The following is a 25,230-nucleotide window of genomic DNA, read 5'->3' on the forward strand; positions in this document are numbered from 1 at the left end:
TCCTTGTTTCGCCGCCGTGTCCGGCTCCGGCCGGGCCGGCGGCATTCATCCTGTGGGAAATCCTTCGCTGGCGGGGCCGCACGCGCGGCCCCCGCATCGTCACGATCAGTAGCGATCGAGGTCGATGTCGATACCCAGCGAGCGGATTTCCTTCACCAGCACGTTGAACGACTCCGGCATGCCGGCATCGATCGAGTGCTCGCCCTTGACGATGTTCTCGTACACCTTGGTACGGCCGTTCACGTCATCGGACTTGACCGTCAGCATCTCCTGCAGCACGTAGGAGGCGCCGTAGGCTTCCAGCGCCCACACTTCCATCTCACCGAAACGCTGGCCACCGAACTGCGCCTTGCCGCCCAGCGGCTGCTGGGTCACCAGGGAGTACGGGCCGGTCGAACGCGCGTGCATCTTGTCGTCGACCAAGTGGTGCAGCTTCAGCATGTGCATCACACCCAGCGTGACCGGACGCTCGAACGCCTCGCCGGTGCGGCCGTCATACAGCGTGACTTGCTGCTTGGAGGCGGTCAGGCCCTTCTCCTTGGCCACGTCGCTCGGGTAGGCCAGGTCCAGCATGCGGCGGATCTCGTCCTCATGCGCACCATCGAACACCGGCGTCGCGAACGGCACGCCCTTCTTCAGGTTGGTGGCGAGTTCCAGCACTTCGGCGTCGGACAGGCTGTCCAGGTCTTCCGCCTTGCCGCTCTCGTTGTAGACCTGAGCCAGCAGCGGACGCAGTTCCTGTGCCTTCGCCTGTGCCTTGAGCATCGCGCCGATGCGCTCGCCCAGGCCGCGCGCGGCCCAGCCCAGGTGGGTTTCCAGGATCTGGCCCACGTTCATCCGCGACGGCACGCCGAGCGGGTTCAGCACGATGTCGGCAGGGGTGCCGTCGGCCATGTAGGGCATGTCTTCGATCGGCACGATCTTCGACACCACACCCTTGTTACCGTGGCGGCCTGCCATCTTGTCGCCAGGCTGCAGGCGACGCTTGACGGCAAGGTAGACCTTGACCATCTTGATCACGCCCGGCGGCAGTTCGTCGCCCTGGGTCAGCTTCTTGCGCTTCTCTTCGAAGGCGAGGTCGAACTCGTGGCGCTTCTGCTCGATGGCCTCCTTGACGGCCTCGAGCTGGGCGGCGACTTCCTCGTCGGCCGGACGGATGTCGAACCAGTGGTACTTGTCCAGTTCGGCCAGGTACTCCTTGGTCAGCGTCGCACCCTTCGACAGCTTCTTCGGGCCACCGTTGACGGTCTTGCCGACCAGCAGGCGCTCCAGACGCTGGAAGGCATCGCCTTCCACGATACGCAGCTGGTCGTTCAGGTCCAGGCGGTAACGCTTGAGTTCGTCATCGATGATCGACTGGGCGCGCTTGTCGCGCGTCACGCCTTCACGGGTGAAGACCTGCACGTCGATCACGATGCCGCTCATGCCCGAAGGCACGCGCAGCGAGGTGTCCTTCACGTCCGAGGCCTTCTCCCCGAAGATCGCGCGCAGCAGCTTCTCTTCCGGCGTCAGCTGGGTCTCGCCCTTCGGCGTGACCTTGCCCACCAGCACGTCGCCGGCTTCCACCTCGGCACCGATGTAGGTGATGCCCGACTCGTCCAGGCGCGCCAGCTGGGCTTCGGCCAGGTTCGAAATATCGCGCGTGATTTCCTCGGGTCCGAGCTTGGTGTCGCGGGCCACGACCGACAGTTCCTCGATGTGGATCGAGGTGTAGCGGTCTTCGGCGACCACGCGCTCCGAGATCAGGATCGAATCCTCGAAGTTGTAGCCGTTCCAGGGCATGAACGCGACCAGCATGTTCTGGCCGAGCGCCAGCTCGCCCAGGTCGGTCGACGCGCCGTCGGCGACCACGTCGCCGCGGGCGACGATGTCGCCGACCTTGACCATCGGACGCTGGTTGATGTTCGTGTTCTGGTTCGAACGCGTGTACTTGATCAGGTTGTAGATGTCCACGCCGACTTCGCCGGCCACGGCTTCGTCGTCGTTGACCCGGATCACGATACGCATCGCATCGACGTAGTCCACCACACCGCCGCGCATGGCCTGCACGGCAGTACCCGAGTCGACCGCGACGGTGCGCTCGATGCCGGTACCGACTAGGGGCTTGTCCGGACGCAGGCAGGGCACGGCCTGGCGCTGCATGTTCGCGCCCATCAGTGCACGGTTCGCGTCATCGTGCTCGAGGAACGGCACCAGCGAGGCTGCCGCCGAGACGATCTGCGACGGCGCCACGTCGATGTACTGCACGCGGTCCGGCGTGACCATGCGGGTCTCGCGCTCGGATCCTTCGCGCGCCGACACCAGCTCGTCGATCAGGTTGCCCTCGGCATCCACGGTGGCGTTGGCCTGCGCCACCACGTACTTGCCTTCCTCGATCGCGGACAGGTAGTCGACCTGGTCGGTCAGCTTGCTGTTCTCGACCTTGCGGTACGGCGTTTCCAGGAAGCCATATTCGTTCAGGCGGGCATACAGTGCCAGCGAGTTGATCAGACCGATGTTCGGGCCTTCCGGCGTTTCGATCGGGCAGACGCGGCCGTAGTGGGTCGGGTGCACGTCGCGGACTTCGAAGCCGGCGCGCTCGCGGGTCAGACCGCCCGGGCCCAGTGCGGAGACACGGCGCTTGTGCGTGATCTCGGACAGCGGGTTGGTCTGGTCCATGAACTGCGACAGCTGCGACGAACCGAAGAACTCGCGGATGGCCGACGAGATCGGCTTCGAGTTGATCAGGTCGTGCGGCATCAGGTTCTCGGTCTCGGCCTGGCCGAGGCGCTCCTTGACGGCGCGCTCGACGCGCGACAGGCCGGCGCGGAACTGGTTCTCGGCCAGTTCACCGACGCAGCGCACGCGACGGTTGCCCAGGTGGTCGATGTCATCGACCTCGCCCTTGCCGTTGCGCAGGTTGACCAGGATCTTGATGGTCTCGAGGATGTCCTCGTCCTGCAGCACCATGGCGCCTTCGCCGCTGGGGCGGCCCAGACGGCTGTTGACCTTCATGCGGCCCACGCGCGACAGGTCGTACGACTCTTCGCTGTAGAACAGGCGCTGGAACAGCGCTTCGACGGCCTCCTCGGTGGGCGGCTCGCCCGGGCGCATCATGCGGTAGATGGCGATGCGCGCCGCGGTCTGGTCGGCCGTGTCGTCCGTACGCAGGGTCTGCGAAATGTACGGACCCTGGTCCAGGTCGTTGGTGTACAGGGTCTGGATCTGCTTGACGCCGGCTTCGCGCAGGTTTTCCAGCACGGTCTCGGTCAGCTCGTCGTTGGCGTTGGCGATCACCTCGCCCGTGTCGGGGTCAATGATGTTCTTGGCCAGCACGCGGCCCAGCAGGTAGTCTTCCGGCACGCTGATCAGCTTGGTGCCGGCCGAGTCCAGGTCGCGGATGTGCTTGGCGTTGATCCGCTTGTCCTTCTCGACGACCACGCGGCCGTTCTTGTCGACGATGTCGAAGCGGGCGACTTCACCGCGCAGGCGCTCGGGCACGAACTCGAGCTGCGCACCTTCGGTCTGCAGCGTGAAGTTGTCGAAGACGAAGAAATGCGCGAGGATCTGCTCCGGCGTCAGGCCGATCGATTTGAGCAGGATCGTGACCGGCATCTTGCGACGGCGGTCGACGCGGAAGTACAGGATGTCCTTCGGGTCGAATTCGAAGTCCAGCCACGAACCGCGGTAGGGGATGATGCGCGCGGAGAACAGCAGCTTGCCCGAGCTGTGCGTCTTGCCCTTGTCGTGCTCGAAGAACACGCCCGGCGAACGGTGCAGCTGGGACACGATGACACGCTCGGTGCCGTTGATCACGAAGGAGCCGGTCGAGGTCATGAGCGGAATCTCGCCCATGTACACTTCCTGTTCCTTGACTTCCTTGACCTTGGTCGGGTTCTCGCGATCGTTGATGATCAGGCGCACCTTGGCACGCAGCGCCGAGTGGAAGGTCAGACCGCGCTGTTGACACTCCTTGACGTCGAACGGCGGGTTCGAGAGGTGGTAGGAGACGAACTCCATGCGGGCGAGGCCGTTATGGGACACAATCGGGAAGATTGCGTTGAAGGCGGCCTGCAGGCCTTCGCTCTTGCGACGCGCGGTTGGCGTATCCGCTTGCAAAAACTGGGTGTAGGATTCAATCTGAGTCGCAAGCAGGAATGGAACCTGATGGACCGTCGCGCGCTTCGCAAAGCTTTTGCGAATGCGCTTCTTTTCGGTGAAGCTGTACGCCATGGGATCTCCGAATCATCGCAGGGCTGGCTGGACCTGGCACAGCACCTGAGGTGTTCAGCGACTGGGAGGGGATTTGGCGGTTGGCCGCTACCAACCTCTGGCTGACGGTGCCCGCACGCAGTGGACCGGAGCGATCGTCGCGAAGCGACGCCATGCCTGCACCGGTCCGGGGACACCCGACCAAACTTGTCTTCTGCAGTCGGTTCAGAAGACAAACATCAGCAACCACTTAGTGTGCCACTGATGTTTAGCCTCTGCTGAGCCATCGGGCAAGGTCCGCATAAAAGCGCTCCCCACTCCACTCACAGGCCTCTTAAAACGCATTTGCGCGGAGAAAAAACACCCTCCGCTAAAGCGCAAAAAGGCTGGCGCCGGGATTCCCCTTTGCCAGCCCCATTCGCGTGCCCAAAAGGCACGCGAGCACCACTTACTTGACGTCGACCTTCGCGCCAGCGTCTTCCAGCTTCTTCTTGGCTTCGGCAGCAGCAGCCTTGTCCACGCCTTCCTTGACGGGCTTCGGTGCGCCATCGACCAGGTCCTTGGCTTCCTTCAGGCCCAGGCCGGTGATTTCGCGCACGGCCTTGATCACGCCAACCTTGTTGGCGCCGACTTCGGCCAGGATCACGTTGAACTCGGTCTGCTCTTCGGCAGCAGCGGCAGCACCGCCAGCGCCCGGAGCGGCGGCCACGGCCATCGCAGCGGCGGACACGCCAAACTTCTCTTCGAACGCCTTGACCAGGTCGTTCAGTTCCATCACGGACATCGCGCCTACGGCTTCGAGGATGTCGTCTTTGGTGATTGCCATTTGGATTACTCCTAGATGTGATTCGGTATCGGTATTGCGATCGGGTGGTGCGAGGCCTGGATTGCCTTAGGCTTCGGCGGCTTCCGCAGCAGCGGGAGCGCCTTCTTCCTTCTTGGCAGCCAGTGCGGCCAGCAGACGGGCAAAGCCCGACACCGGCGCCTGCATCACGCCAAGCAGCTGAGCGATCAGTTCGTCGCGGCTCGGGATCGTTGCCAGCGCCTTGACGGCGTTGACGTCGAGCACCTTGCCGTCGTACGACCCTGCGCGCAGGACCAGCTTGTCGTTGGTCTTGGCAAAGTCGTTCAGAACCTTGGCCGAGGCCACTGCGTCTTCGGAAATCCCGTAGATCAGCGGACCGGTCATTTGCTCTGCGAGGCCTGCAAACGGCGTACCTTCCACGGCACGGCGGGCCAGCGTGTTCTTCAGAACGCGCAGGTACACGCCTTGCTCACGGGCCTTGGTACGCAGCTTGGTCAGATCGCCAACCGTGATGCCGCGATATTCGGCGACGACGATGGTCTGAGCTTTCGCGACTTGCGCCGAAACCTCAGCAACGACGGCCTTCTTATCTTCAATATTGAGTGGCACGGTTAAGCTCCAAAACGATGCTTGTCTCCCGGAAGACCGGGACACGCACATCAGTCCAAACGAACGGCGTCCGATTGGCCCGAATCACCCGGGCTGGGCCCGGATTCTTCAATCCCTTCGGGTGCGCCATCTGCGCTGGTTGGGCGGTGATTGCCACGGCGGACCGGAGTCCGTCACTGCATGTCGCCCGATTAAGATCACGCTGCGCCAGGCGCGGCACGACCACCAGCGGTCTTTGATAACCAGCGGAAGCCGTCCGTGCTTGCGCATCGGCGGGCTCCACTGCCCAAAGCCTTGCTTCCTTCCCGGCCCGCCGGCGAGGCGGGTACCGTTCCGGAAGAACGCCGCGGCAGTGCCGCGGCTTGCGATTCTGTTCCGACCGGCGTTATCGGGTCCGGTCGGATCGCGCTGTCAGCCTCAGGCTGCCAGCGAAGCCTGCTCGACGCGCACGCCAACGCCCATGGTGGACGAGACGGCGATCTTGCGCAGGTAGACACCCTTGCTGGTGGCCGGCTTGGCCTTGACCAGCGCGTCCAGCAGCGCAGCCAGGTTGCTCTTCAGCGCGGCGTCCTCGAACGAACGGCGGCCGATGGTGGCGTGGATGATACCGGCCTTGTCGACACGGAACTGGACCTGACCGGCCTTGGCGTTCTTCACGGCCTGGGCCACGTCGGGGGTCACGGTACCGACCTTCGGGTTCGGCATCAGGCCGCGCGGGCCCAGGATCTGGCCCAGCGTACCGACGATACGCATGGTGTCGGGCGAAGCGATCACCACGTCGAAGTTCAGGTTGCCGGCCTTGACCTGTTCAGCCAGGTCTTCCATGCCGACCACCTCAGCGCCGGCGGCCTTGGCAGCCTCGGCCTTCTCGCCCTGGGCGAACACGGCCACGCGCACGCTCTTGCCGGTACCGGCAGGCAGCACCACGGAACCACGGACGACCTGGTCCGACTTCTTGGCGTCGATGCCCAGCTGGACGGCGACGTCGATCGACTCGTCGAACTTGGCGCTGGCGCAACCCTTGACCAGGCCCAGGGCCTCGTCGATCGGGTAGAACTTGGTACGCTCGATCTTCGCCTTGTTGGCGGCGACGCGCTTGGAAACCTTAGCCATTTACAGACCCTCCACGGTGATGCCCATCGAGCGAGCCGAGCCGGCGATGGTACGCACAGCCGCGTCCAGGTCGGCGGCGGTGAGGTCAGCGTTCTTCGCCTTGGCGATTTCTTCAGCCTGGGCGCGGGTGATCTTGCCGACCTTGTCGGTATGGGGCTTGGGCGAACCCTTGGTGATGCCTGCTGCCTTCTTGATCAGCACGGTCGCGGGGGGCGACTTCATCACGAAGGTGAAGCTCTTGTCGGCGAAGGCGGTAATCACCACCGGCACCGGCAGACCGGGCTCCATGCCCTGGGTCTGGGCGTTGAACGCCTTGCAGAACTCCATGATGTTCAGACCACGCTGACCCAGTGCCGGGCCCACGGGCGGGGAGGGATTTGCCTTACCAGCCGGAATTTGCAGCTTGATAAAGCCAACGATCTTCTTGGCCATCTTTACTCCAATCCAGACCGCTCCATCGCTGGATACGGTCCTGTTGAGTCGTAACGCGCTGTCGCCTTGCAAACCGTTGCCGGCCTGCCCGACCTCACGCTCCTCTTTCGGCACGCCATCTCTGGCCTGCCACGCTTGCTGCCTACCAGGAGGTCGGCCGCATGCGCAAAATCTTCAAACCGATCAGACCTTCTCGACCTGGCCGAACTCCAGTTCGACCGGAGTGGCGCGACCGAAGATGGTGACCGAGACGCGCAGGCGCGATTTCTCGTAGTTCACTTCCTCGACGTTGCCATTGAAGTCGGTGAACGGACCGTCCTTGACGCGGACCATCTCGCCCACTTCGAACAGCGTCTTGGGACGCGGCTTCTCGACCCCTTCCTGCATCTGGGTCATGATCTTGTCGACTTCCCTCTGGGAAATCGGGCTCGGGCGGTTGCGTGCACCGCCCACGAAACCGGTCACCTTGCTGGTGTTCTTCACCAGGTGCCAGGTCTCGTCAGTCATTTCCATCTCGACCAGCACGTAGCCGGGGAAGAAACGACGCTCGGTGACCGACTTCTGGCCACCCTTGATTTCCACCACTTCTTCCGACGGCACCAGGATGCGGCCGAACTTGTCCTGCATCTCGGCGCGCTCGATGCGCTCCTGCAGCGCCCGCTGCACGCTCTTTTCCATGCCGGAGTAAGCGTGAACCACATACCAGCGCTTCTTCGACGAAGGCGATTCAGCGGCGGCAGTTTCCTGCTGTGCGTTATCCGTCATGTCCTATTCCTTCATTTCCAGCCGAGCACGAGTGAGAAAATAACCCACTCGATCAGCTTGTCGGCCGACCACAGAAACAGCGCCATGATCACGACGAAGGCGAACACCAGCCCCGTCATCTGCCCCGCTTCCTTACGCGTCGGCCAGACGACTTTGCGGAGCTCCCGATACGATTCCTTGGCGAATCCGATGAATTCCTTGCCCGGCAGGGAGGTCAGGGCAACGGCTGCACCCAGCGCGAGACCGGCGATCAGCGCTGCCGCGCGAACGTAGGACGGCTGCTGCGCCAGAACATAGAAACCGATGACGCCGGCAACCACAAGAAGCACCGCGAGGCCGAGCTGCAATTTGCCGCCCGAGGCGTTGACGGTTTCGACGTTGGGATTGGCCATGTTTCGCAAACGAGATAGGCCGCGCCGCGAGGAAGATCGCGGCGCGGCCAAGGATTTGGCAGGGGCAGAGGGAATCGAACCCCCAACCTTCGGTTTTGGAGACCGACGCTCTGCCAGTTGAGCTATACCCCTAGAACAACTGTGGAGCCGACCGGATCGCCAGCTCCTCTGGCAACGAGCGCGACCGGTTGCTGCCGCGCTCGCCTGTTACAGCCTGTACTACTTAGTCGATGATCTTTGCCACGACGCCGGCGCCGACGGTACGGCCGCCTTCACGGATAGCGAAGCGCAGACCTTCTTCCATGGCGATCGGGGCGATCAGCTTGACGGTGATCGACACGTTGTCGCCCGGCATGACCATTTCCTTGTCCTTCGGCAGCTCGATCGAGCCGGTCACGTCGGTCGTACGGAAGTAGAACTGCGGACGGTAGTTGTTGAAGAACGGGGTGTGACGGCCGCCTTCGTCCTTCGACAGAATGTACACCTCACCGGTGAAGTGGGTGTGCGGCTTGATCGAGCCCGGCTTGCACAGCACTTGGCCGCGTTCCACGTCTTCACGCTTGGTGCCGCGCAGCAGCAGACCGACGTTGTCGCCAGCCTGGCCCTGGTCCAGCAGCTTGCGGAACATTTCCACGCCCGTGCAGGTCGTCTTCACCGTCGGCTTGATACCGACGATTTCGATTTCTTCACCGACCTTGATCACGCCGCGCTCGATACGGCCGGTCACCACGGTGCCGCGACCCGAGATCGAGAACACGTCTTCCACCGGCATCAGGAAGGTACCGTCAACGGCACGCTCCGGCGTCGGGATGTAGGTGTCCAGGGCGTCGGCCAGGTTCATGATGGCCACTTCGCCCAGCTCGCCCTTGTCGCCTTCCAGCGCCAGCTTGGCCGAACCCTTGATGATCGGGGTGTCGTCGCCAGGGAACTCGTACTTCGACAGCAGCTCGCGAACTTCCATCTCGACCAGCTCGAGCAGTTCAGCGTCGTCCACCATGTCGCACTTGTTCAGGAACACGATGATGTAAGGCACGCCAACCTGACGGGCCAGCAGGATGTGCTCGCGGGTCTGCGGCATCGGGCCGTCAGCGGCCGAGCACACCAGGATCGCGCCGTCCATCTGGGCGGCACCCGTGATCATGTTCTTCACGTAGTCGGCGTGGCCCGGGCAGTCAACGTGCGCGTAGTGGCGGTTGGCCGTCTCGTACTCGACGTGGGCGGTATTGATGGTAATACCGCGTGCCTTCTCTTCCGGCGCTGCGTCGATTTCGTCGTACTTCTTGGCGGCACCGCCGAACTTCGCAGCCAGCACCGTCGCGATCGCTGCCGTCAGCGTCGTCTTGCCGTGGTCAACGTGACCAATCGTACCAACGTTCACGTGCGGCTTAGTCCGCTCGAACTTTTCCTTTGCCATTTCGCGACTCCTGTCTTGGTAGCGATATTGCCAGTGCGGTGTATTGGTGCCCATGGGCAGGATCGAACTGCCGACCTCTCCCTTACCAAGGGAGTGCTCTACCACTGAGCCACATGGGCGAAACTTGACTTACTTCGATCGGCAGCGGCGCCTGGAGCGGGTGAAGGGAATCGAACCCTCGTCGTAAGCTTGGAAGGCTTCTGCTCTACCATTGAGCTACACCCGCCCGGTTACTACACTTGCTCACCGACGAGCCACTCGCGCCGCGATACTGCCTTGCGGCTGGCGCAGCGCTTGCTTGGCTCGCTGCCTTGCATTCTGGTGGAGAGGGTTGGATTCGAACCAACGTAGGCGTAAGCCAACAGATTTACAGTCTGCCCCCTTTAGCCACTCGGGCACCTCTCCGCAGAGAACTTGCGATTATGATGGAACTTGCCAGGGGTGTCAAGCACTTTCGGGTCGCGAAACCTGGCAGGTCCTGTTGGACCGCTCTGCTTGGTGGCTTGGCGCCGCTCAGCATTGCGTCACAATCGCACGCATCGAAGTTCGATGCTCTCACCCTATAGGGGCTCTGGAAACGCGCCAGGAGGCGCCGTCAGAGGGCTCGGCAAGGCATCGAGTGCGCCGCTGCGCAGCTCACGACACGCGCCGCGAGCGCCGCAAAGACAAAACCCCTCGCAGCGTCTGCTGTCGAGGGGTTTTGCGGGAGGGAGAGCCTGGCGATGACCTACTTTCACACGGGTAGTCCGCACTATCATCGGCGCAAAGTCGTTTCACGGTCCTGTTCGGGATGGGAAGGGGTGGTTCCGACTCGCTATGGTCACCAGGCATAAGGGGTTGCTGCGCCGGGGTTGAGCCGTCGCAGCGAATAGGGATGTAGTCTTGGTTGTGAGGTATCGGCACCGTCCTGGGCACACGCGATACGTCAGCCAGTGAAACACACTGGTTATAGGATCAAGCCTTACGGGCAATTAGTACTGGTTAGCTTAACGCATTACTGCGCTTCCACACCCAGCCTATCAACGTCCTGGTCTCGAACGACCCTTCAAGGAGGTCAAGCCTCCAGGGAATCCTCATCTTCAGGCGAGTTTCCCGCTTAGATGCTTTCAGCGGTTATCTCTTCCGTACATAGCTACCCTGCGATGCCTCTGGCGAGACAACAGGTACACCAGCGGTACGTCCACTCCGGTCCTCTCGTACTAGGAGCAGCCCCCGTCAAGATTCCAACGCCCACGGCAGATAGGGACCAAACTGTCTCACGACGTTTTAAACCCAGCTCACGTACCTCTTTAAATGGCGAACAGCCATACCCTTGGGACCGGCTACAGCCCCAGGATGAGATGAGCCGACATCGAGGTGCCAAACACCGCCGTCGATATGAACTCTTGGGCGGTATCAGCCTGTTATCCCCAGAGTACCTTTTATCCGTTGAGCGATGGCCCTTCCATACAGAACCACCGGATCACTATGTCCTGCTTTCGCACCTGCTCGACTTGTCGGTCTCGCAGTTAAGCACGCTTTTGCCATTGCACTTTAGGTACGATGTCCGACCGTACCAAGCGTACCTTCGAACTCCTCCGTTACACTTTGGGAGGAGACCGCCCCAGTCAAACTGCCTACCATGCACTGTCCCCGACCCGGATTCACGGGCCAAGGTTAGAACCTCAAACAAACCAGGGTGGTATTTCAAGGACGGCTCCACCGGAACTAGCGTCCCGGTTTCAAAGCCTCCCACCTATCCTACACAGATCGGTTCAAAGTCCAATGCAAAGCTACAGTAAAGGTTCATGGGGTCTTTCCGTCTAGCCGCGGGGAGATTGCATCATCACAAACACTTCAACTTCGCTGAGTCTCGGGAGGAGACAGTGTGGCCATCGTTACGCCATTCGTGCAGGTCGGAACTTACCCGACAAGGAATTTCGCTACCTTAGGACCGTTATAGTTACGGCCGCCGTTTACCGGGACTTCAATCAAGAGCTTGCACCCCATCATTTAATCTTCCGGCACCGGGCAGGCGTCACACCCTATACGTCCACTTTCGTGTTTGCAGAGTGCTGTGTTTTTATTAAACAGTCGCAGCCACCAGTTTATTGCAACCCCTTCACCCTTCTGGCGCAGGCCAGTCAAGCTACCAGGGCGTACCTTATCCCGAAGTTACGGTACCAATTTGCCGAGTTCCTTCTCCCGAGTTCTCTCAAGCGCCTTAGAATACTCATCTCGCCCACCTGTGTCGGTTTGCGGTACGGTCTCGTATGACTGAAGCTTAGAGGCTTTTCTTGGAACCACTTCCGATTGCTTCGCGACACATGGTCGCTCGCCCCACAGCCTTGAATCCCGCGCCCGGATTTGCCTAAGCGCCTTCTCCACTGCAGGGACCGGGACTTCCAACACCCGGACAACCTTCCGCGATCCGTCCCCCCATCGCATCATACGACGGTGCAGGAATATTAACCTGCTTCCCATCAGCTACGCATCTCTGCCTCGCCTTAGGGGCCGACTCACCCTACGCCGATGAACGTTGCGTAGGAAACCTTGGGCTTACGGCGAGGGGGCCTTTCACCCCCTTTATCGCTACTCATGTCAGCATTCGCACTTCTGATACCTCCAGCATCCTTTACAAGACACCTTCACAGGCTTACAGAACGCTCTCCTACCACGCACTTGCGTGCGTCCGCAGCTTCGGTGACTGGCTTAGCCCCGTTACATCTTCCGCGCAGGACGACTCGATCAGTGAGCTATTACGCTTTCTTTAAAGGGTGGCTGCTTCTAAGCCAACCTCCTGACTGTTTTAGCCTTCCCACTTCGTTTCCCACTTAGCCAATCTTTGGGACCTTAGCTGGCGGTCTGGGTTGTTTCCCTCTTGACACCGGACGTTAGCACCCGATGTCTGTCTCCCGTGATTGCACTCTTCGGTATTCGGAGTTTGCTATGGCGGGGTAATCAGCAATAGACCCCCCAACCATGACAGTGCTCTACCCCCGAAGGTGAGACACGAGGCACTACCTAAATAGTTTTCGGAGAGAACCAGCTATTTCCAGATTTGTTTAGCCTTTCACCCCTATCCACAGCTCATCCCCTAGTTTTTCAACACTAGTGGGTTCGGTCCTCCAGTACGTGTTACCGCACCTTCAACCTGGCCATGGATAGATCATCTGGTTTCGGGTCTACACCCAGCGACTGAACGCCCTGTTCGGACTCGCTTTCGCTACGCCTGCCCTAATCGGTTAAGCTTGCCACTGAATGTAAGTCGCTGACCCATTATACAAAAGGTACGCCGTCACCCGTTTCCAGGCTCCGACTGTTTGTATGCATGCGGTTTCAGGATCTATTTCACTCCCCTCCCGGGGTTCTTTTCGCCTTTCCCTCACGGTACTGGTTCACTATCGGTCGATCACGAGTATTTAGCCTTGGAGGATGGTCCCCCCATCTTCAGACAGGATTTCACGTGTCCCGCCCTACTTGTCGTACACCTAGTTCCACAACGCTGTTTTCGCATACAGGGCTATCACCTGCTATGGCCGGGCTTTCCATCCCGTTCTGCTAACAATGCTGCTAAAGAGTACAAGGCTCTTCCCATTTCGTTCGCCACTACTCTGGGAATCTCGGTTGATTTCTGTTCCTGCAGCTACTTAGATGTTTCAGTTCGCCGCGTTCGCTTCCCTTGCCTATGTATTCAGCAAGGGATGACCCATACGGGCCGGGTTTCCCCATTCGGACATCTCCGGATCAAAGCTCGTTTGCCAGCTCCCCGAAGCTTTTCGCAGGCTACCGCGTCCTTCATCGCCTGTGATCGCCAAGGCATCCACCACATGCACTTGTTCGCTTGACCCTATAACGAGTGTGTCTCAAGCTCGCGCTTGAAACGCTTCATTACAGGTTGAGTTCTCGCATTTGTGCCGTATTCCAAGTCATCTTTCGATCACTTAAATACTTTGGTTGATACAATCACAACCCGGTATCGTGTTGGTTACTTCAGCCTCTCATCAAGGCTTCACGACACCTTTACTACATCCCATATTGTTAAAGAACAGCCGATGCTTTCACATCGCTTGGCCAACGCCAAATGCAAGCGCTCAACGCTAAGCGCTTGCATTTGGCTTGTCCAACCCAAGGTCGATGGTGGAGGATGACGGGATCGAACCGACGACCCCCTGCTTGCAAAGCAGGTGCTCTCCCAGCTGAGCTAATCCCCCTCGGATAACTTGGTGGGTCTGGTAGGACTTGAACCTACGACCCCCGCCTTATCAAGACGGTGCTCTAACCACCTGAGCTACAGACCCTTGGCTGTAACAGCAAACAGACCGATAAGTGTGAACGCTTCACTTGGGAAGCACGCTCTGGAAAGGAGGTGATCCAGCCGCACCTTCCGGTACGGCTACCTTGTTACGACTTCACCCCAGTCATGAACCCTGCCGTGGTAATCGCCCTCCTTGCGGTTAGGCTAACTACTTCTGGCAAAACCCACTCCCATGGTGTGACGGGCGGTGTGTACAAGACCCGGGAACGTATTCACCGCGGCATGCTGATCCGCGATTACTAGCGATTCCAGCTTCACGTAGTCGAGTTGCAGACTACGATCCGGACTACGATGCGTTTTCTGGGATTAGCTCCCCCTCGCGGGTTGGCAACCCTCTGTACGCACCATTGTATGACGTGTGAAGCCCTACCCATAAGGGCCATGAGGACTTGACGTCATCCCCACCTTCCTCCGGTTTGTCACCGGCAGTCTCTCTAGAGTGCCCTTTCGTAGCAACTAGAGACAAGGGTTGCGCTCGTTGCGGGACTTAACCCAACATCTCACGACACGAGCTGACGACAGCCATGCAGCACCTGTGTCCACTTTCCCTTTCGGGCACCTGATGCATCTCTGCTTCGTTAGTGGCATGTCAAGGGTAGGTAAGGTTTTTCGCGTTGCATCGAATTAATCCACATCATCCACCGCTTGTGCGGGTCCCCGTCAATTCCTTTGAGTTTTAATCTTGCGACCGTACTCCCCAGGCGGTCAACTTCACGCGTTAGCTTCGTTACTGAAGAAATGAATCCCCAACAACTAGTTGACATCGTTTAGGGCGTGGACTACCAGGGTATCTAATCCTGTTTGCTCCCCACGCTTTCGTGCATGAGCGTCAGTCACGTCCCAGGGGGCTGCCTTCGCCATCGGTATTCCTCCACATCTCTACGCATTTCACTGCTACACGTGGAATTCTACCCCCCTCTGACGCACTCTAGCCTTGCAGTCACAAGCGCCATTCCCAGGTTGAGCCCGGGGATTTCACGCCTGTCTTACAAAACCGCCTGCGCACGCTTTACGCCCAGTAATTCCGATTAACGCTCGCACCCTACGTATTACCGCGGCTGCTGGCACGTAGTTAGCCGGTGCTTATTCTTCCGGTACCGTCATCCCTCCGGGGTATTAGCCCAAAGGATTTCTTTCCGGACAAAAGTGCTTTACAACCCGAAGGCCTTCTTCACACACGCGGCATTGCTGGATCAGGGTTGCCCCCATTGTCCAAAATTCCCCACTGCTGCCTCCCGTAGGAGTCTGGGCCGTGTCTCAGTCCCAGTGTGGCTGATCGTCCTCTCAGACCAGCTACTGATCGTCGCCTTGGTGAGCCTTTACCTCACCAACTAGCTAATCAGACATCGGCCGCTCCTATTGCGCGAGGCCTTACGGTCCCCCGCTTTCACCCTCAGGTCGTATGCGGTATTAGCTAATCTTTCGACTAGTTATCCCCCACAACAGGGCACGTTCCGATGTATTACTCACCCGTTCGCCACTCGCCGCCAGACCGAAGTCCGCGCTGCCGTTCGACTTGCATGTGTAAGGCATGCCGCCAGCGTTCAATCTGAGCCAGGATCAAACTCTTCAGTTCAATCTCTGTGTGGTTCCGCGCAGTTGCCTGCGCAAACCTCGCTCTTTCGAGCGGTCGCTCACTCTCAGAAAACTGACTGGCTCCGTCCGAAGACGAAACCAAACATGTTTACTGTGCGAGCACTGATAACTTGTAAGCTAGAAGACCGAGGTCTTCTGCTTCCCGCATCAAGCGCCCACACTTATCGGCTGTTTGTTTGTTAAAGAACTCACGCGATTCGCTTTGCTTACCGCGTCGCTGCGTTGTCAGCAGCAGAGAAACGAGATTATGAACAACTTTCTGCGTTTCGTCAACAGGTTCGAAGCATCTTTTTCGCTTCGGTCAGTCGCGCTTTGCAGCACCACCCACCACCCTGCCAACCCCGCAACCCGCGTCGCTGCTGGCTTTGCCGCTGCGCTTCGTGTTGCGAGGGGGCGAATAGTAGGCCAGTCCGGCCGCCTTGGCAAGCCTTTTTGACAAGAAGAAGAAAAGACCCAAAAAAACCAAGAAAAGAAACGCAAGCAGCTCTTTCCCCGGTCGGGTACGCATCGCCTCGCTGCCTGCAGGCCGGTCTCTATATATAGAGATAGAGGCTGGAGTACATCCATAAGCTCGCGACCCGCGTCCGGGGCGCCGCGCGGCAAGGGCCACGGCAGCCTCCAGCGCCGAGGCCGCGGGTATCATGCATTACCGCCGGCGGCGCGGATGCGCGGCGCCCGGGTCAATCCCAAGACTCCGCCCACCCGCGATGGCACTGAATTTCGTCTGGCTGTCCTTTTTCCTGCTCTCCTTCATCGTCGCCTGCGTCCGCCTGGTCGGCGGCGACGATGCCGTCTTTCCGGCCATGATGGCCAGCCTCTTCGACAATGCCCGGAGCGGCTTCGAAATTTCTCTCGGGCTGGCCGGTGTGATGAGCTTGTGGCTGGGCATCATGCGCGTCGGTGAGCGCGCCGGTGTGGTGGACATGTTCGCGCGGCTGGTGAATCCGCTGCTGCGCCACTTCTTTCCCGGCGTACCGCAAGGGCACCCCGCGCAGGGGGCCATGATGATGAATGTGTCGGCCAACCTCCTGGGCCTCGACAACGCCGCCACGCCACTCGGCCTGAACGCCATGCGCGAGCTGCAGTCGCTGAACCGGCAGCCGGACACGGCAACCGACGCGCAGATCATGTTCATCGTACTCAACACCGCCGGCCTGACCCTGATCCCGTCATCGGTCATCGCGATCCGCCAAGCGGTTGCCGTCAAGCAGGGGCTGACCGGCTTCAACGCTGCCGATATCTTCCTGCCCACCCTGCTGGCTACCGCAGCCTCCTGCCTGGCGGGCCTGCTGGCCGTAGCTTGGGCCCAGCGCATCAACCTGTTCAAGCCGCTGGTGCTCGCCAGCTTCGGCCTGACGCTGGCCGCCATGTCCGCGCTCGCGCTGTGGTTGCACCACGCGGCGCCAGGGCGCGCGGCCTGGCTGGCGGCCCAGGCGGGCAGCGGTGTGATCGTTGGGCTGATCGTGCTGTTCCTGGCCTGCGGGGCGTTGCGCCGTGTTTCCGTCTACGAGGCCTTCGTCGACGGGGCGAAAGAAGGCTTCGGCGTGGCGGTGCAGATCATTCCTTATCTGATCGCGATCCTGGTGGCGGTCGGCCTGTTCCGTGCCAGCGGCTGCATGCAGGCACTGATGGACGCGCTGACACGGCTCTTTTCCCACCTGGGCGTCGATACCGCCTTTGTACCGGCACTTCCGGTCGGACTCATGAAGATCTTGTCCGGAGCGGGCGCACGGGGCCTCATGATCGACGTCATGAACACCTACGGCGTCGATTCCTTCCAGGCCCGGCTGGCAGCAATCATCCAAGGATCGACCGAAACCACCTTTTACGTGCTGGCGGTCTATTTCGGCAGTGTCAATGTGCGCAAAACAAGACACGCGCTGGCGTGCGCCCTGTTCGCCGACTTCGCCGGCCTCGGCGCCGCCATCGGCATCGCCTACCTGTTTCGGTGATAAGCAAGATTCCGGCGCGGAAAATGCGACAATTACGTCACATGATTGAATGCCAAAGGCATGGAGTGTTGTAATGGAACAACAAAAGATCTTCGCGAGCCACGCCGCCGAACAAATTGCTTGGTGCGTCGCAGCAAAGCTAGTATAGTGAAACCTGTCTCCTCCACCACCTCGGTGGATTCCAACCCGCGCAAGCAATTGCGCGGGTTTTTTTTATCCCGATTCGACCCCGCGGAGGCAGATTCTGCCGAAGTGGCGCCAGCAGCATGCGCATCGCGCGCCGGCCGCAAGACCCTCCCGTGGGGTATCCGCGAGTCCCTTGCAGCCGTCTGCAGCCCCACGCGACCCGCCCTTTGATTCGATTTGTTGCATTGCAACAATCCCTATCGTAGAGTGGTACGGAATGCGCGCTGCGCCTTCGTCTCGTATCCACTACTTCCGCAGTCCGCCTCATCATGCTTGCCGCCTTGCGCCTGCCGCGCCCCGGGCCCGATGCCGAAATGCTCCGGCGAGGCGGGATCTACGCCACCGCCTTCCTGATGCTGGCGGGCATGGCCTGGCTGACCGGCCAGCCGGGATTTCTCTGGTCAGCCACAGCATCGCTCTGGACGTGCCTGGCCGACCGGCGCGGCACACCAGCCGAACGGCTCGGCGGGCTTGCCGCGGTAGGCGTCGGCGGCAGCGTGGCCGCAGCACTGGGTGCGGCGGTCGCCCCGATGCCCTGGCTGGCATTCCCGGTCATCCTCATCAGCGGCTTCGCCGCCGGCCTGGCCGAGACCCGCGGTCCTGCCCGCGCGCTCGAAGCCAAGCTGCTCTACGTGGTGCTGATCGCCGCCTGCCTGCAGCCGGCCACGGAGCCCGCGCTGGCGGCGCGGGTATTGGCCAGCGGCGTCGACTTCCTGTGCGGCGGCCTGTTCGCCTGCCTGGTCTGCCTGAGCCTGATCCCTTCCCGTCGCGATACCCGGCCACGGGCAGAAGTGAGCGCCGCCTTCGAAGCTCTCCGGCACCTGGCCGGCACCTTGGCCGCCAGCCCCTACCCGGCCGCCACGGTGATGACCGGCAAGCACGCGGTGCGTACCCGCCTGGAAGCTGCCAGGCAAGCGATCGCGGCCCGCCGCAACCTGCGCGAGACGCCGCAGCTGCTCTACTACGCCTATCTGCTGAAGGCCGCAGACGCTGTCTTCGGCCTGCTGATCGTCGCCGCAGAGTTGCGCGAGCGGGCCCCCGACGGTGCCGGCCTGCCACTGCGGCATATCGTCCGCTGTGCCAGCGATATCCACGAACTGGTGGCCCAGGCCTTGGCGCGGCACGCTCCCGACCTGCCGGCCCTCGCCAGCGCGATCGGGCGCGAACTGCGCCATCTCACCGCCCAGATGCCGAATGCCTGCGCCGCGCCCCCCTACCAGGCCGCGCTCGCCATGCTGGCGCGCTTCCCCGCGTTCGACACTTGGCGCGCCGCGCACCAATGGCCTCGGCCGAGCCTGCGCCATAGCTGGCAGCGCTGGCGCACGGCCGTCGGCGAGCATCTCGCGCGCGACGCCTTGGCCGGCAGGCATGCCTTGCGCTTGGCCCTCGCCGGCGGACTGAGCCTGTTGCCCGCCCAGGTCTGGCGCATGAACCATGGCTATTGGGTGGCCGTTACCGTGATCATGGTACTGAGCCCGCAGCTGACCACCACGCGCCAGATCTCGCTCAAGCGCTTCGCCGGGTCTCTGGCAGGCGCCACGCTGGCTTGCGCCGTCGGTCTGGCACACCCGTCGGAGGGACTGGCCCTGCTGCTGAGCGCCGCCTTTCTGGCCGGTGCCTATGCCTGGCGCCTGGCGGGTCAGCCGGCAGGCTTCGCCTTCTGTCTGACGCCGGCGGTCATCCTGTTTTCCTGGATCGGCACCCCTGCCGCCGACAGCAGCTATTTCGCCGCGCTGCGCGGTCTCGACACCGCACTCGGGTGCCTGATCGCGCTGGCCAGCTACGCCGTGTTGGCGCCCCGCGTGGAGCTTTCGCGCGTGTTCCGGCACAGCCTGGAGGCCTTGGCGGTGAACGCCGTCTACCTGCGCGCCGCCTTCGCCGCCAGCCGCCACGGCAGCGGAGATTCCGCGCGGCTGGAAGCCCTGCGGGTGGCAGCCGGCCGCGCCTCGGTCCGTGCCGAGCAAACCCTGCAGCAAGGACACAGCGCGCTGGCCACCGACATGAGCACTCACTATCAGCGCCTGCACGCCGACACGCGCCGATTGGCGGCCCTGGCCGGGCTGGTACGTACCCGAGTGGAGGGCGACTCCCGCGTGCCACCCGATCCGGCCACGCGATCGATGGTGGAGCAGGTCGAGGCAAGGCTGGCCAAACTGGCCATCCGCCCTGGCGACAACGGTACGGCCACGCCCTCTTTCCCCACGGCCGGCATCGACGCCTTCCTGCTGGAGCAGGCGACCTACGCCCTCGCCCATATCGCCGCGGCGCATGACACCGTGACGTCACTCAGGCAATTGGGGAAGGCCGCGCGGCAGCGCAACACGGCGCGTGCAACCGGCCTGCTCTAGCAGGAAGCCCCCCGCCTGGCGGCCCTAAGGCAAAGTACGGGGCTTCGGGATCGAATGGAATCGCCTAGAATGGTCCGCATCCACCTACCGTCGTGAGGTGCGCCATGGCCGAAATCACCTTCCCCCGCAGCCTTCCGACCTATTGCGCGGCAAGCTTGACGCTGTCATGCCCCGCCACCGTGGATGGGGAGCCCAGCCTTTATTCGGTCACCGCGGAAGCCCTCAAGAGCCAGTTCGGCGCGCGCTCGCCGCGCGAGGAAGACCTGGTCCAGGCCTTCACCGCGCATCGGGAACAGATCGAGAACATCGCCTTGAGCTGGTTCGAGATGACGCAGGCCCACGAGATCGTGCTGCGCAGCGGACATTTCCGCTTTGCCAACTAACTGACGCCAGGCGGGCCGGCGGGATGGTCAGGCTGGCGCGGTGCCACGCACCAGCAGCACGGGCAGCGTCGATTCGCGGATCACCTCCTCGGCCACGCTGCCCAGGACCAGGCGTCGCACGCCACGGCGGCCGTGCGTACCCAGCACGATCAGGTCCGCGCCCCAGGCCTCGGCCGCGCCATTGAGCGAGCCGGCCACGTCGCCGACCACGGCCGGCTCGTCCACCAATCGGGTCTCGTAGGCGACAGCGGCGGCTTTCAGGCGCTGCGCCGCATCCTCCAGCGCGCGCTTGCCGCTTTCGACAAAGGCATTGCGCAGCTGCGTCGGATCGTAGTAGCCCGCGTCGAACAGCACCTGGCCGTTATCGACCACATAGATCGCCAGCACTTGCGCGCCCGACAGACGCGCCACGCGGATCGCTTCGTCGAGCGCGCGCTCCGCCGTGGTGCTGCCGTCGACTGCCACCATGATCTTCTGATACGCCGAATCCGTCATTGCCATTGCCTCCAGCATGAGAAAGGAAAAGAGAAAGGGAATAGTCCGCCAGCAGCGCGGCAGCCGCGGCGCCAGGCCTGTCGTCACCCGGCGGCGCTACCGGCGAGGTGATCTTACCTCCGCCTGGCCGAGGTTGCTGGCGGTCTCATTGCATATTGGCCGTCGCGCCGGCCACGCCGCGTGGTGTCTCGCCCCGTACGGCAAGGGCCCCGGACACCTTGCGTGCCGAGTCCACGATGACCAGATAGCGGCCGGGAAAGGACACCGGCGTACGGTCTCGCCGCAGCACCCATAGCGCATCACCACGCGCGACCGCGTCGAGATAGTCGGCATCCAGCAGTCCGAAAGCATCGACGATGCGGTTCAAGGCTGCCGGGATGCGCACACAGCCCTTGGATGCGGCCTGACCCAGCCTGGGCTCCAGGTAGACAGGATCGGTGGCGTGCATCTGCAGCCGGATCTCGCTGCGCCCGCCTTTGCCCCAGCCCCGTTCGGCTTCCACCCAACCGAAATCGTAGACGCGCATGCCGCGCGCGCCGTAGCCGCGGATACCGTTCTCATTCAGCGTGCCCTCGGCGCGGAAGTCCATGTTGTCCAGGCTGTGCTCGAACACGCCGGTCGGCGTGACGAAGTAGTCGTAACGCCCGGGCCGTCCGGTCGAGATCGGCGCGGCACCCACCCATTGCCAGGGCCCGTCCGGCGCTGCGCGGGTGTAGACCAGGACGGTCTGGATGCGTGGATTACGGTCCACCACCAGCACCCAGCCGCCGGCCCGCGCCTCCAGCCCCTGCCGCGCCAGCGCCGCATCGAGCAGGCCGGCGTAATAGTCCGCCCTGGCGGGCGCCACCGCGCGGTGCCGTTTGATCCCGGCCACCAGCGCGGCGTGGACCCGCTCCAGGTCAGTGGCGGGCAGGGGCGCCGGTGCCGGCCATACGGCGCGCGCGACCAGCATCAGGATCAGGCTCGCCAGCGTGGACGAGCGCCTGGCCGGCGTAGCCAGCCAGTGGCCGGTGCCACTCGAAACGGGCGGGAACGGATGCCACATGGTCGGCCTCATGGTCGGGATGGCGCTTGCTGGGAACGGCGCCTCGACGCCGGGATCCGATTGCCTGCGAGGAGGATGTGCCTGCCACCAGCGGCAGACCTTGAGCAGGGTCACGGAGGGTCGGGACCTTGCGCGCGCCGCGGCGTGCGGCAGGCAACACCCGCGGCGCATTGCCGCCGTTCCCTGTTATGTAGACTGGGAGAACGGGCCCGGATATCCCGCGGGGGACAGAGCCCGTGGCCAGGAGGCCCGCTGCATCACATTCCGGAGCTGGCCGGAGGCGGTGGCAAACAGCCGTCCATGGCGCCGTTGCCGAACGCCTGGGCGCTATGGCAATATTGCAACGAAGTTGCATTTAAAAGGGGCTGTCGCCTGCGCCGTCGCCCCCTCCAAGAAGAAATACGAGTCCACCCGATGCGGCGACGCTGGCTACCCCTGCTGCTTGTCCTGTTCCTGCTGTGCGGGCAGGTCGCGGCATCGGTGCATGCGCTCGCCCACCTGCACGCACAGCGCAGCAATCCCTGTGCGGCACCAGCGGACCTGGAGCAGTGCGGGCCTTCGCACGAAGTCTGCCCCCAGTGCCTGGTGCTGGCGGCGCTGGCCGTCGCGCTGCCGGCCATGGCCCTGCGCCTGCCGGCCTCGGGACGCAGCTGGCACTTTCCTTATCTCGCGCAGCGCCACGCCGCACCGGTATGGCGGCCGCAACCCAGCAGCCGCGGCCCGCCCGTGCGGTCCGGATCGTTCTGTCTCGCTAGCTAGGGTCCTGATTCTTGAGTTCGTCGAGAAAGCGAACTCGTGATTCAGGACACTCGATGCCGGGCGCCCTGGGTGCCCGGCGACCGACGTTTCCGCACCGCCAAGGCTCACCATGTCCAGATTTCCGCTCCGCGCGCTCGCGGCCGGCGCCGCGTCGGCGTTCGCGCTCGCCGCGCAGGCGCAGTCCGCCCCGCCCGCCCCCGCCTCCAGCGCCTCCAGCGCTTCCACCAACCCGCCGGCCCTGCCAGCCGGCGACGGCACGCCGCCGCCCGACAGCAAGACACTGAACGCCGTGGTCGTGTCCGCCAAGCGCCTCGACGAGGCGCGCAACAAACTGTCCCCCGAGACCGGCAGTTCGGTCTACCGCTTCGACAAGGAAGACATCGCCGCACTGCCGCAAGGCGACAACACCGCACTGAACCAGGTCCTGCTGCAGGCCCCCGGGGTCACACAGGACTCCTTCGGGCAACTGCATGTGCGCGGCGACCATGCCAACCTGCAATACCGCATCAACGGCGTCATCGTCCCCGAGCCGATCAGCGGCTTCGGCCAGATGCTGGACACGCGCTTTGCCGACCAGGTCAGCCTGATCACGGGCGCGCTGCCAGCCCAGTACGGCTACCGTACTGCCGGCATCATCGACATCCGGACCAAGGGCGCCGCCGCCGGCGGCGAGGACGAGGAGACGCCGCCGAAGCCCTTCGGCGGCGAAATCGGCACCGTGATCGGCAGCCATGGCGACCGCGAGGTCAACGCTCAGGTGCAGGGCACCGCGGGACGGCTCAGCTACTACCTGAGCGGCTCCTTCATCGAGAACAACCTCGGCATCGAGAATCCGACCGGCTCGCGCAACGCCATCCACGATCACACCGACCAGGGCAAGGCCTTCGGCATGCTGTCCTACCTGATCGACCCCGACCAGCGCGTCAGTTTCGTCTTCGGCAACGCCAACAACCGCTTCGAGATTCCCAACCGGCCCGGGCTGACTCCCGCCTTCACGCTGGATGGTGCCGTCGCGCCAAGCTCCGCGAGCCTGAACGCCAGCCAGCGCGAGAAAACCGACTTCCAGATCCTGTCCTACCAGAACAAGGTCTCCTCGACGCTCGACTACCAGGTGTCGCTGTTCCACCGCACCAGCCGCATCGACTACAACCCGGATCCGATCGGTGACCTGGTCTACAACGGCGTCGCCTCCAACATCATGCGCAGCAACGAGGCCTACGGCATGCAGGCCGACGCCAGCTACGCGCTCAACGGCAGCCACACGCTGCGCAGCGGACTGTTCGTGCAATACGAGCATGCCATCGTCAACAACACCTCCAGCGTGTTTCCGGCCGGCGCCGACGGCAACCAGACCAGCAGCGCGCCGTTCAGCATCACCGACAACGGCACCCTCGGCGGCACCACCATGGGCTTCTACCTGCAGGACGAGTGGAAAGCCACCGACAAGCTGACGGTGAACTACGGTGCACGTTACGACCACGTCAACACGGTGGTCAGCGAACAGCAGTTGAGCCCGCGCCTGGGCCTGACCTACGAGCTGAGCCATGCCACCCGCCTGCACGCCGGCTACGCGCGCTACTTCACGCCGCCGCCGACCGAACTGATCGATACCACCTCGGTGGCCGCCTTCCAGGGCACCACCAACGCGCTGCCGTCGGGCGCCAACACTTCGGTGCGTTCGGAACGCTCGAACTACTTCGACCTGGGCATCTCGCACCAGGCCACGCGCAACCTGACGCTGGGCCTGGACGCCTACTACCGCGACGTGCGCCACCTGCAGGACGAGGGCCAGTTCGGCAACGCGCTGATCTTCTCTTCCTTCAACTACGCGCGCGGACGCATCTACGGCCTGGAAGGCACGGCCAACTACCGCCAGGGCAACTTCGGCGCCTATGCCAACCTGGCGCTGTCGCGGGCGATGGCCAAGGGCATCGAGAGCGGGCAATTCAACTTCTCCGCCGACGAACTCGCCTACATCGCCAATAACTGGGTGCACCTGGACCACGACCAGACCGTCAGCGGCTCCTTCGGCGCGTCTTACCTGTGGCGCGGCACGCAGTTCAGTGGCGACGCGCTGTTCGGCTCCGGGCTGCGCAACGGCTTCGCCAACACCACCCACCTGCCGGGCTATTTCCAGGTCAACGTGGGCGTGGCGCATACCTTCGATGCACCGGTCATCGGCAAGCTCAAGACGCGCTTCAGCATCGTGAACCTGTTCGACCGCTCCTACGCGCTGCGCGACGGCACCGGCATCGGCGTGGGCGCGCCCCAGTACGCGCCGCGGCGCAGCTTCTACCTGGCGCTGTCCAAGCCGTTCTGACATTTCCCTCCCCGGTGCGGGCCGGGCCGGGAAAAAGCGACGCCCGCTGCGCCGGCCCCTGTGCCGCGCGGCGGTGCCGCTCCCGCCCTCCCCACGCCGGCGCCGGCACACCCCAAGCCCTTGATTTT

General features: G+C 62.7%; 16 protein-coding genes, 6 tRNA genes and 3 rRNA genes. 5 read left to right on the top strand and 20 right to left on the bottom strand.

Annotated features, from left to right (window positions below):
- Positions 1-105: 105 nt before the first annotated feature.
- From rpoB to BKK81_RS35060, 18 genes are all read right to left on the bottom strand, one after another.
- Positions 106-4,212: a DNA-directed RNA polymerase subunit beta gene (rpoB, locus tag BKK81_RS00530; RefSeq protein WP_071010155.1), complete on the bottom strand. Its 4,107-nt coding sequence runs from the start codon at positions 4,210-4,212 to the stop codon at positions 106-108.
- A gap of 427 nt (positions 4,213-4,639) precedes the next feature.
- On the bottom strand, positions 4,640-5,017 hold the full coding sequence (gene rplL, locus BKK81_RS00535; protein ID WP_071010157.1) for a 50S ribosomal protein L7/L12: 378 nt from the start codon (positions 5,015-5,017) through the stop codon (positions 4,640-4,642).
- A gap of 66 nt (positions 5,018-5,083) precedes the next feature.
- On the bottom strand, positions 5,084-5,605 hold the full coding sequence (gene rplJ / locus BKK81_RS00540; RefSeq protein ID WP_071010159.1) for a 50S ribosomal protein L10: 522 nt from the start codon (positions 5,603-5,605) through the stop codon (positions 5,084-5,086).
- Positions 5,606-6,022: 417 nt separating this feature from the next.
- A complete protein-coding gene (rplA, locus tag BKK81_RS00545) occupies positions 6,023-6,718 on the bottom strand; it encodes a 50S ribosomal protein L1 (RefSeq protein WP_071010161.1) in 696 nt (231 codons plus the stop codon).
- Entirely contained in the window at positions 6,719-7,150 is a 432-nt protein-coding gene (gene rplK, locus BKK81_RS00550; protein ID WP_019447978.1) for a 50S ribosomal protein L11, read from the bottom strand.
- Between the two features lie 183 nt (positions 7,151-7,333).
- Positions 7,334-7,915, bottom strand: coding sequence for a transcription termination/antitermination protein NusG (gene nusG, locus BKK81_RS00555; RefSeq protein WP_071010163.1), 582 nt, complete (start codon positions 7,913-7,915; stop codon positions 7,334-7,336).
- Between the two features lie 11 nt (positions 7,916-7,926).
- Positions 7,927-8,307, bottom strand: coding sequence for a preprotein translocase subunit SecE (secE, locus tag BKK81_RS00560; RefSeq protein WP_071010165.1), 381 nt, complete (start codon positions 8,305-8,307; stop codon positions 7,927-7,929).
- Positions 8,308-8,363: 56 nt separating this feature from the next.
- Positions 8,364-8,439: transfer RNA gene (locus BKK81_RS00565), tRNA-Trp, on the bottom strand.
- Positions 8,440-8,530: 91 nt separating this feature from the next.
- Positions 8,531-9,721 (bottom strand): elongation factor Tu, encoded by a 1,191-nt coding sequence (gene tuf / locus BKK81_RS00570; RefSeq protein ID WP_071010149.1) that lies wholly within the window; start codon positions 9,719-9,721, stop codon positions 8,531-8,533.
- A 44-nt stretch (positions 9,722-9,765) separates the two neighbouring features.
- Positions 9,766-9,840, bottom strand: a tRNA-Thr gene (locus tag BKK81_RS00575).
- Between the two features lie 33 nt (positions 9,841-9,873).
- Positions 9,874-9,947: transfer RNA gene (locus tag BKK81_RS00580), tRNA-Gly, on the bottom strand.
- Between the two features lie 93 nt (positions 9,948-10,040).
- Positions 10,041-10,126, bottom strand: a tRNA-Tyr gene (locus BKK81_RS00585).
- A gap of 309 nt (positions 10,127-10,435) precedes the next feature.
- Positions 10,436-10,549, bottom strand: a 5S ribosomal RNA gene (gene rrf, locus BKK81_RS00590).
- Positions 10,550-10,671: 122 nt separating this feature from the next.
- Positions 10,672-13,550 (bottom strand): 23S ribosomal RNA (locus BKK81_RS00595).
- Between the two features lie 288 nt (positions 13,551-13,838).
- Positions 13,839-13,914 (bottom strand) — tRNA-Ala (locus BKK81_RS00600).
- A 10-nt stretch (positions 13,915-13,924) separates the two neighbouring features.
- Positions 13,925-14,001, bottom strand: a tRNA-Ile gene (locus BKK81_RS00605).
- Between the two features lie 61 nt (positions 14,002-14,062).
- A 16S ribosomal RNA gene (locus BKK81_RS00610) occupies positions 14,063-15,594 on the bottom strand.
- Together the 16S, 23S and 5S rRNA genes with 5 tRNA genes alongside form the textbook arrangement of a ribosomal RNA operon.
- A 321-nt stretch (positions 15,595-15,915) precedes the next feature.
- Positions 15,916-16,122, bottom strand: a complete 207-nt coding sequence (locus BKK81_RS35060) for a hypothetical protein (RefSeq protein ID WP_156811063.1) — start codon at positions 16,120-16,122, stop codon at positions 15,916-15,918.
- A 199-nt stretch (positions 16,123-16,321) separates the two neighbouring features.
- Here BKK81_RS35060 and BKK81_RS00615 point away from each other — a divergent pair, with 199 nt between their 5' ends.
- The 3 genes from BKK81_RS00615 (at position 16,322) to BKK81_RS00625 (ending at position 20,483) form a co-directional block, all read left to right on the top strand.
- The gene (locus BKK81_RS00615; RefSeq protein ID WP_071010166.1) at positions 16,322-17,566 is read left to right on the top strand and encodes a nucleoside recognition domain-containing protein; all 1,245 of its coding nucleotides are present in this window, start codon (positions 16,322-16,324) and stop codon (positions 17,564-17,566) included.
- Positions 17,567-18,021: 455 nt separating this feature from the next.
- Positions 18,022-20,100 carry an FUSC family protein gene (locus tag BKK81_RS00620; RefSeq protein WP_071010168.1) on the top strand — a complete coding sequence of 693 codons (2,079 nt, stop codon included), beginning with the start codon at positions 18,022-18,024 and terminating at the stop codon, positions 20,098-20,100.
- 104 nt (positions 20,101-20,204) lie between these two features.
- Positions 20,205-20,483, top strand: coding sequence for a DUF1488 domain-containing protein (locus tag BKK81_RS00625; protein ID WP_071010170.1), 279 nt, complete (start codon positions 20,205-20,207; stop codon positions 20,481-20,483).
- Positions 20,484-20,510: 27 nt separating this feature from the next.
- Here the strand turns inward: BKK81_RS00625 and BKK81_RS00630 are convergent, their stop codons facing one another.
- Together BKK81_RS00630 and BKK81_RS36865 are read right to left on the bottom strand one after the other, a co-directional pair.
- Complete coding sequence (locus BKK81_RS00630) at positions 20,511-20,978, bottom strand: universal stress protein (RefSeq protein ID WP_071010172.1); 468 nt, start codon at positions 20,976-20,978, stop codon at positions 20,511-20,513.
- A 145-nt stretch (positions 20,979-21,123) separates the two neighbouring features.
- Positions 21,124-22,023: a L,D-transpeptidase gene (locus tag BKK81_RS36865; protein ID WP_071010175.1), complete on the bottom strand. Its 900-nt coding sequence runs from the start codon at positions 22,021-22,023 to the stop codon at positions 21,124-21,126.
- A 414-nt stretch (positions 22,024-22,437) separates the two neighbouring features.
- On the opposite strand from BKK81_RS36865, the gene BKK81_RS00640 reads away from it, so the two are divergent.
- Both BKK81_RS00640 and BKK81_RS00645 read left to right on the top strand, forming a co-directional pair.
- The gene (locus BKK81_RS00640; RefSeq protein ID WP_071010176.1) at positions 22,438-22,782 is read left to right on the top strand and encodes a hypothetical protein; all 345 of its coding nucleotides are present in this window, start codon (positions 22,438-22,440) and stop codon (positions 22,780-22,782) included.
- 109 nt (positions 22,783-22,891) lie between these two features.
- Positions 22,892-25,102: a TonB-dependent receptor gene (locus BKK81_RS00645; RefSeq protein WP_071010178.1), complete on the top strand. Its 2,211-nt coding sequence runs from the start codon at positions 22,892-22,894 to the stop codon at positions 25,100-25,102.
- Positions 25,103-25,230: the final 128 nt, after the last annotated feature.

It is taken from the genome of Cupriavidus sp. USMAHM13 (genome assembly GCF_001854285.1).
GTDB classification, from domain to species: Bacteria; Pseudomonadota; Gammaproteobacteria; order Burkholderiales; family Burkholderiaceae; genus Cupriavidus; species Cupriavidus malaysiensis.

Bases quoted from the DNA above. Each gene is read 5' to 3' on its own strand.
- secE (WP_071010165.1), bottom strand. From the start codon at position 8,307: ATGGCCAATCCCAACGTCGAAACCGTCAACGCCTCGGGCGGCAAATTG.
- rplL (WP_071010157.1), bottom strand. From the start codon at position 5,017: ATGGCAATCACCAAAGACGACATCCTCGAAGCCGTAGGCGCGATGTCC.
- BKK81_RS00625 (WP_071010170.1), top strand. From the start codon at position 20,205: ATGGCCGAAATCACCTTCCCCCGCAGCCTTCCGACCTATTGCGCGGCA.
- rpoB (WP_071010155.1), bottom strand. From the start codon at position 4,212: ATGGCGTACAGCTTCACCGAAAAGAAGCGCATTCGCAAAAGCTTTGCG.
- nusG (WP_071010163.1), bottom strand. From the start codon at position 7,915: ATGACGGATAACGCACAGCAGGAAACTGCCGCCGCTGAATCGCCTTCG.
- BKK81_RS00620 (WP_071010168.1), top strand. From the start codon at position 18,022: ATGCTTGCCGCCTTGCGCCTGCCGCGCCCCGGGCCCGATGCCGAAATG.
- BKK81_RS00630 (WP_071010172.1), bottom strand. From the start codon at position 20,978: ATGACGGATTCGGCGTATCAGAAGATCATGGTGGCAGTCGACGGCAGC.
- BKK81_RS00640 (WP_071010176.1), top strand. From the start codon at position 22,438: ATGCGGCGACGCTGGCTACCCCTGCTGCTTGTCCTGTTCCTGCTGTGC.
- rplA (WP_071010161.1), bottom strand. From the start codon at position 6,718: ATGGCTAAGGTTTCCAAGCGCGTCGCCGCCAACAAGGCGAAGATCGAG.
- tuf (WP_071010149.1), bottom strand. From the start codon at position 9,721: ATGGCAAAGGAAAAGTTCGAGCGGACTAAGCCGCACGTGAACGTTGGT.
- BKK81_RS35060 (WP_156811063.1), bottom strand. From the start codon at position 16,122: ATGCGTACCCGACCGGGGAAAGAGCTGCTTGCGTTTCTTTTCTTGGTT.
- BKK81_RS00645 (WP_071010178.1), top strand. From the start codon at position 22,892: ATGTCCAGATTTCCGCTCCGCGCGCTCGCGGCCGGCGCCGCGTCGGCG.
- BKK81_RS36865 (WP_071010175.1), bottom strand. From the start codon at position 22,023: ATGTGGCATCCGTTCCCGCCCGTTTCGAGTGGCACCGGCCACTGGCTG.
- rplK (WP_019447978.1), bottom strand. From the start codon at position 7,150: ATGGCCAAGAAGATCGTTGGCTTTATCAAGCTGCAAATTCCGGCTGGT.
- BKK81_RS00615 (WP_071010166.1), top strand. From the start codon at position 16,322: ATGGCACTGAATTTCGTCTGGCTGTCCTTTTTCCTGCTCTCCTTCATC.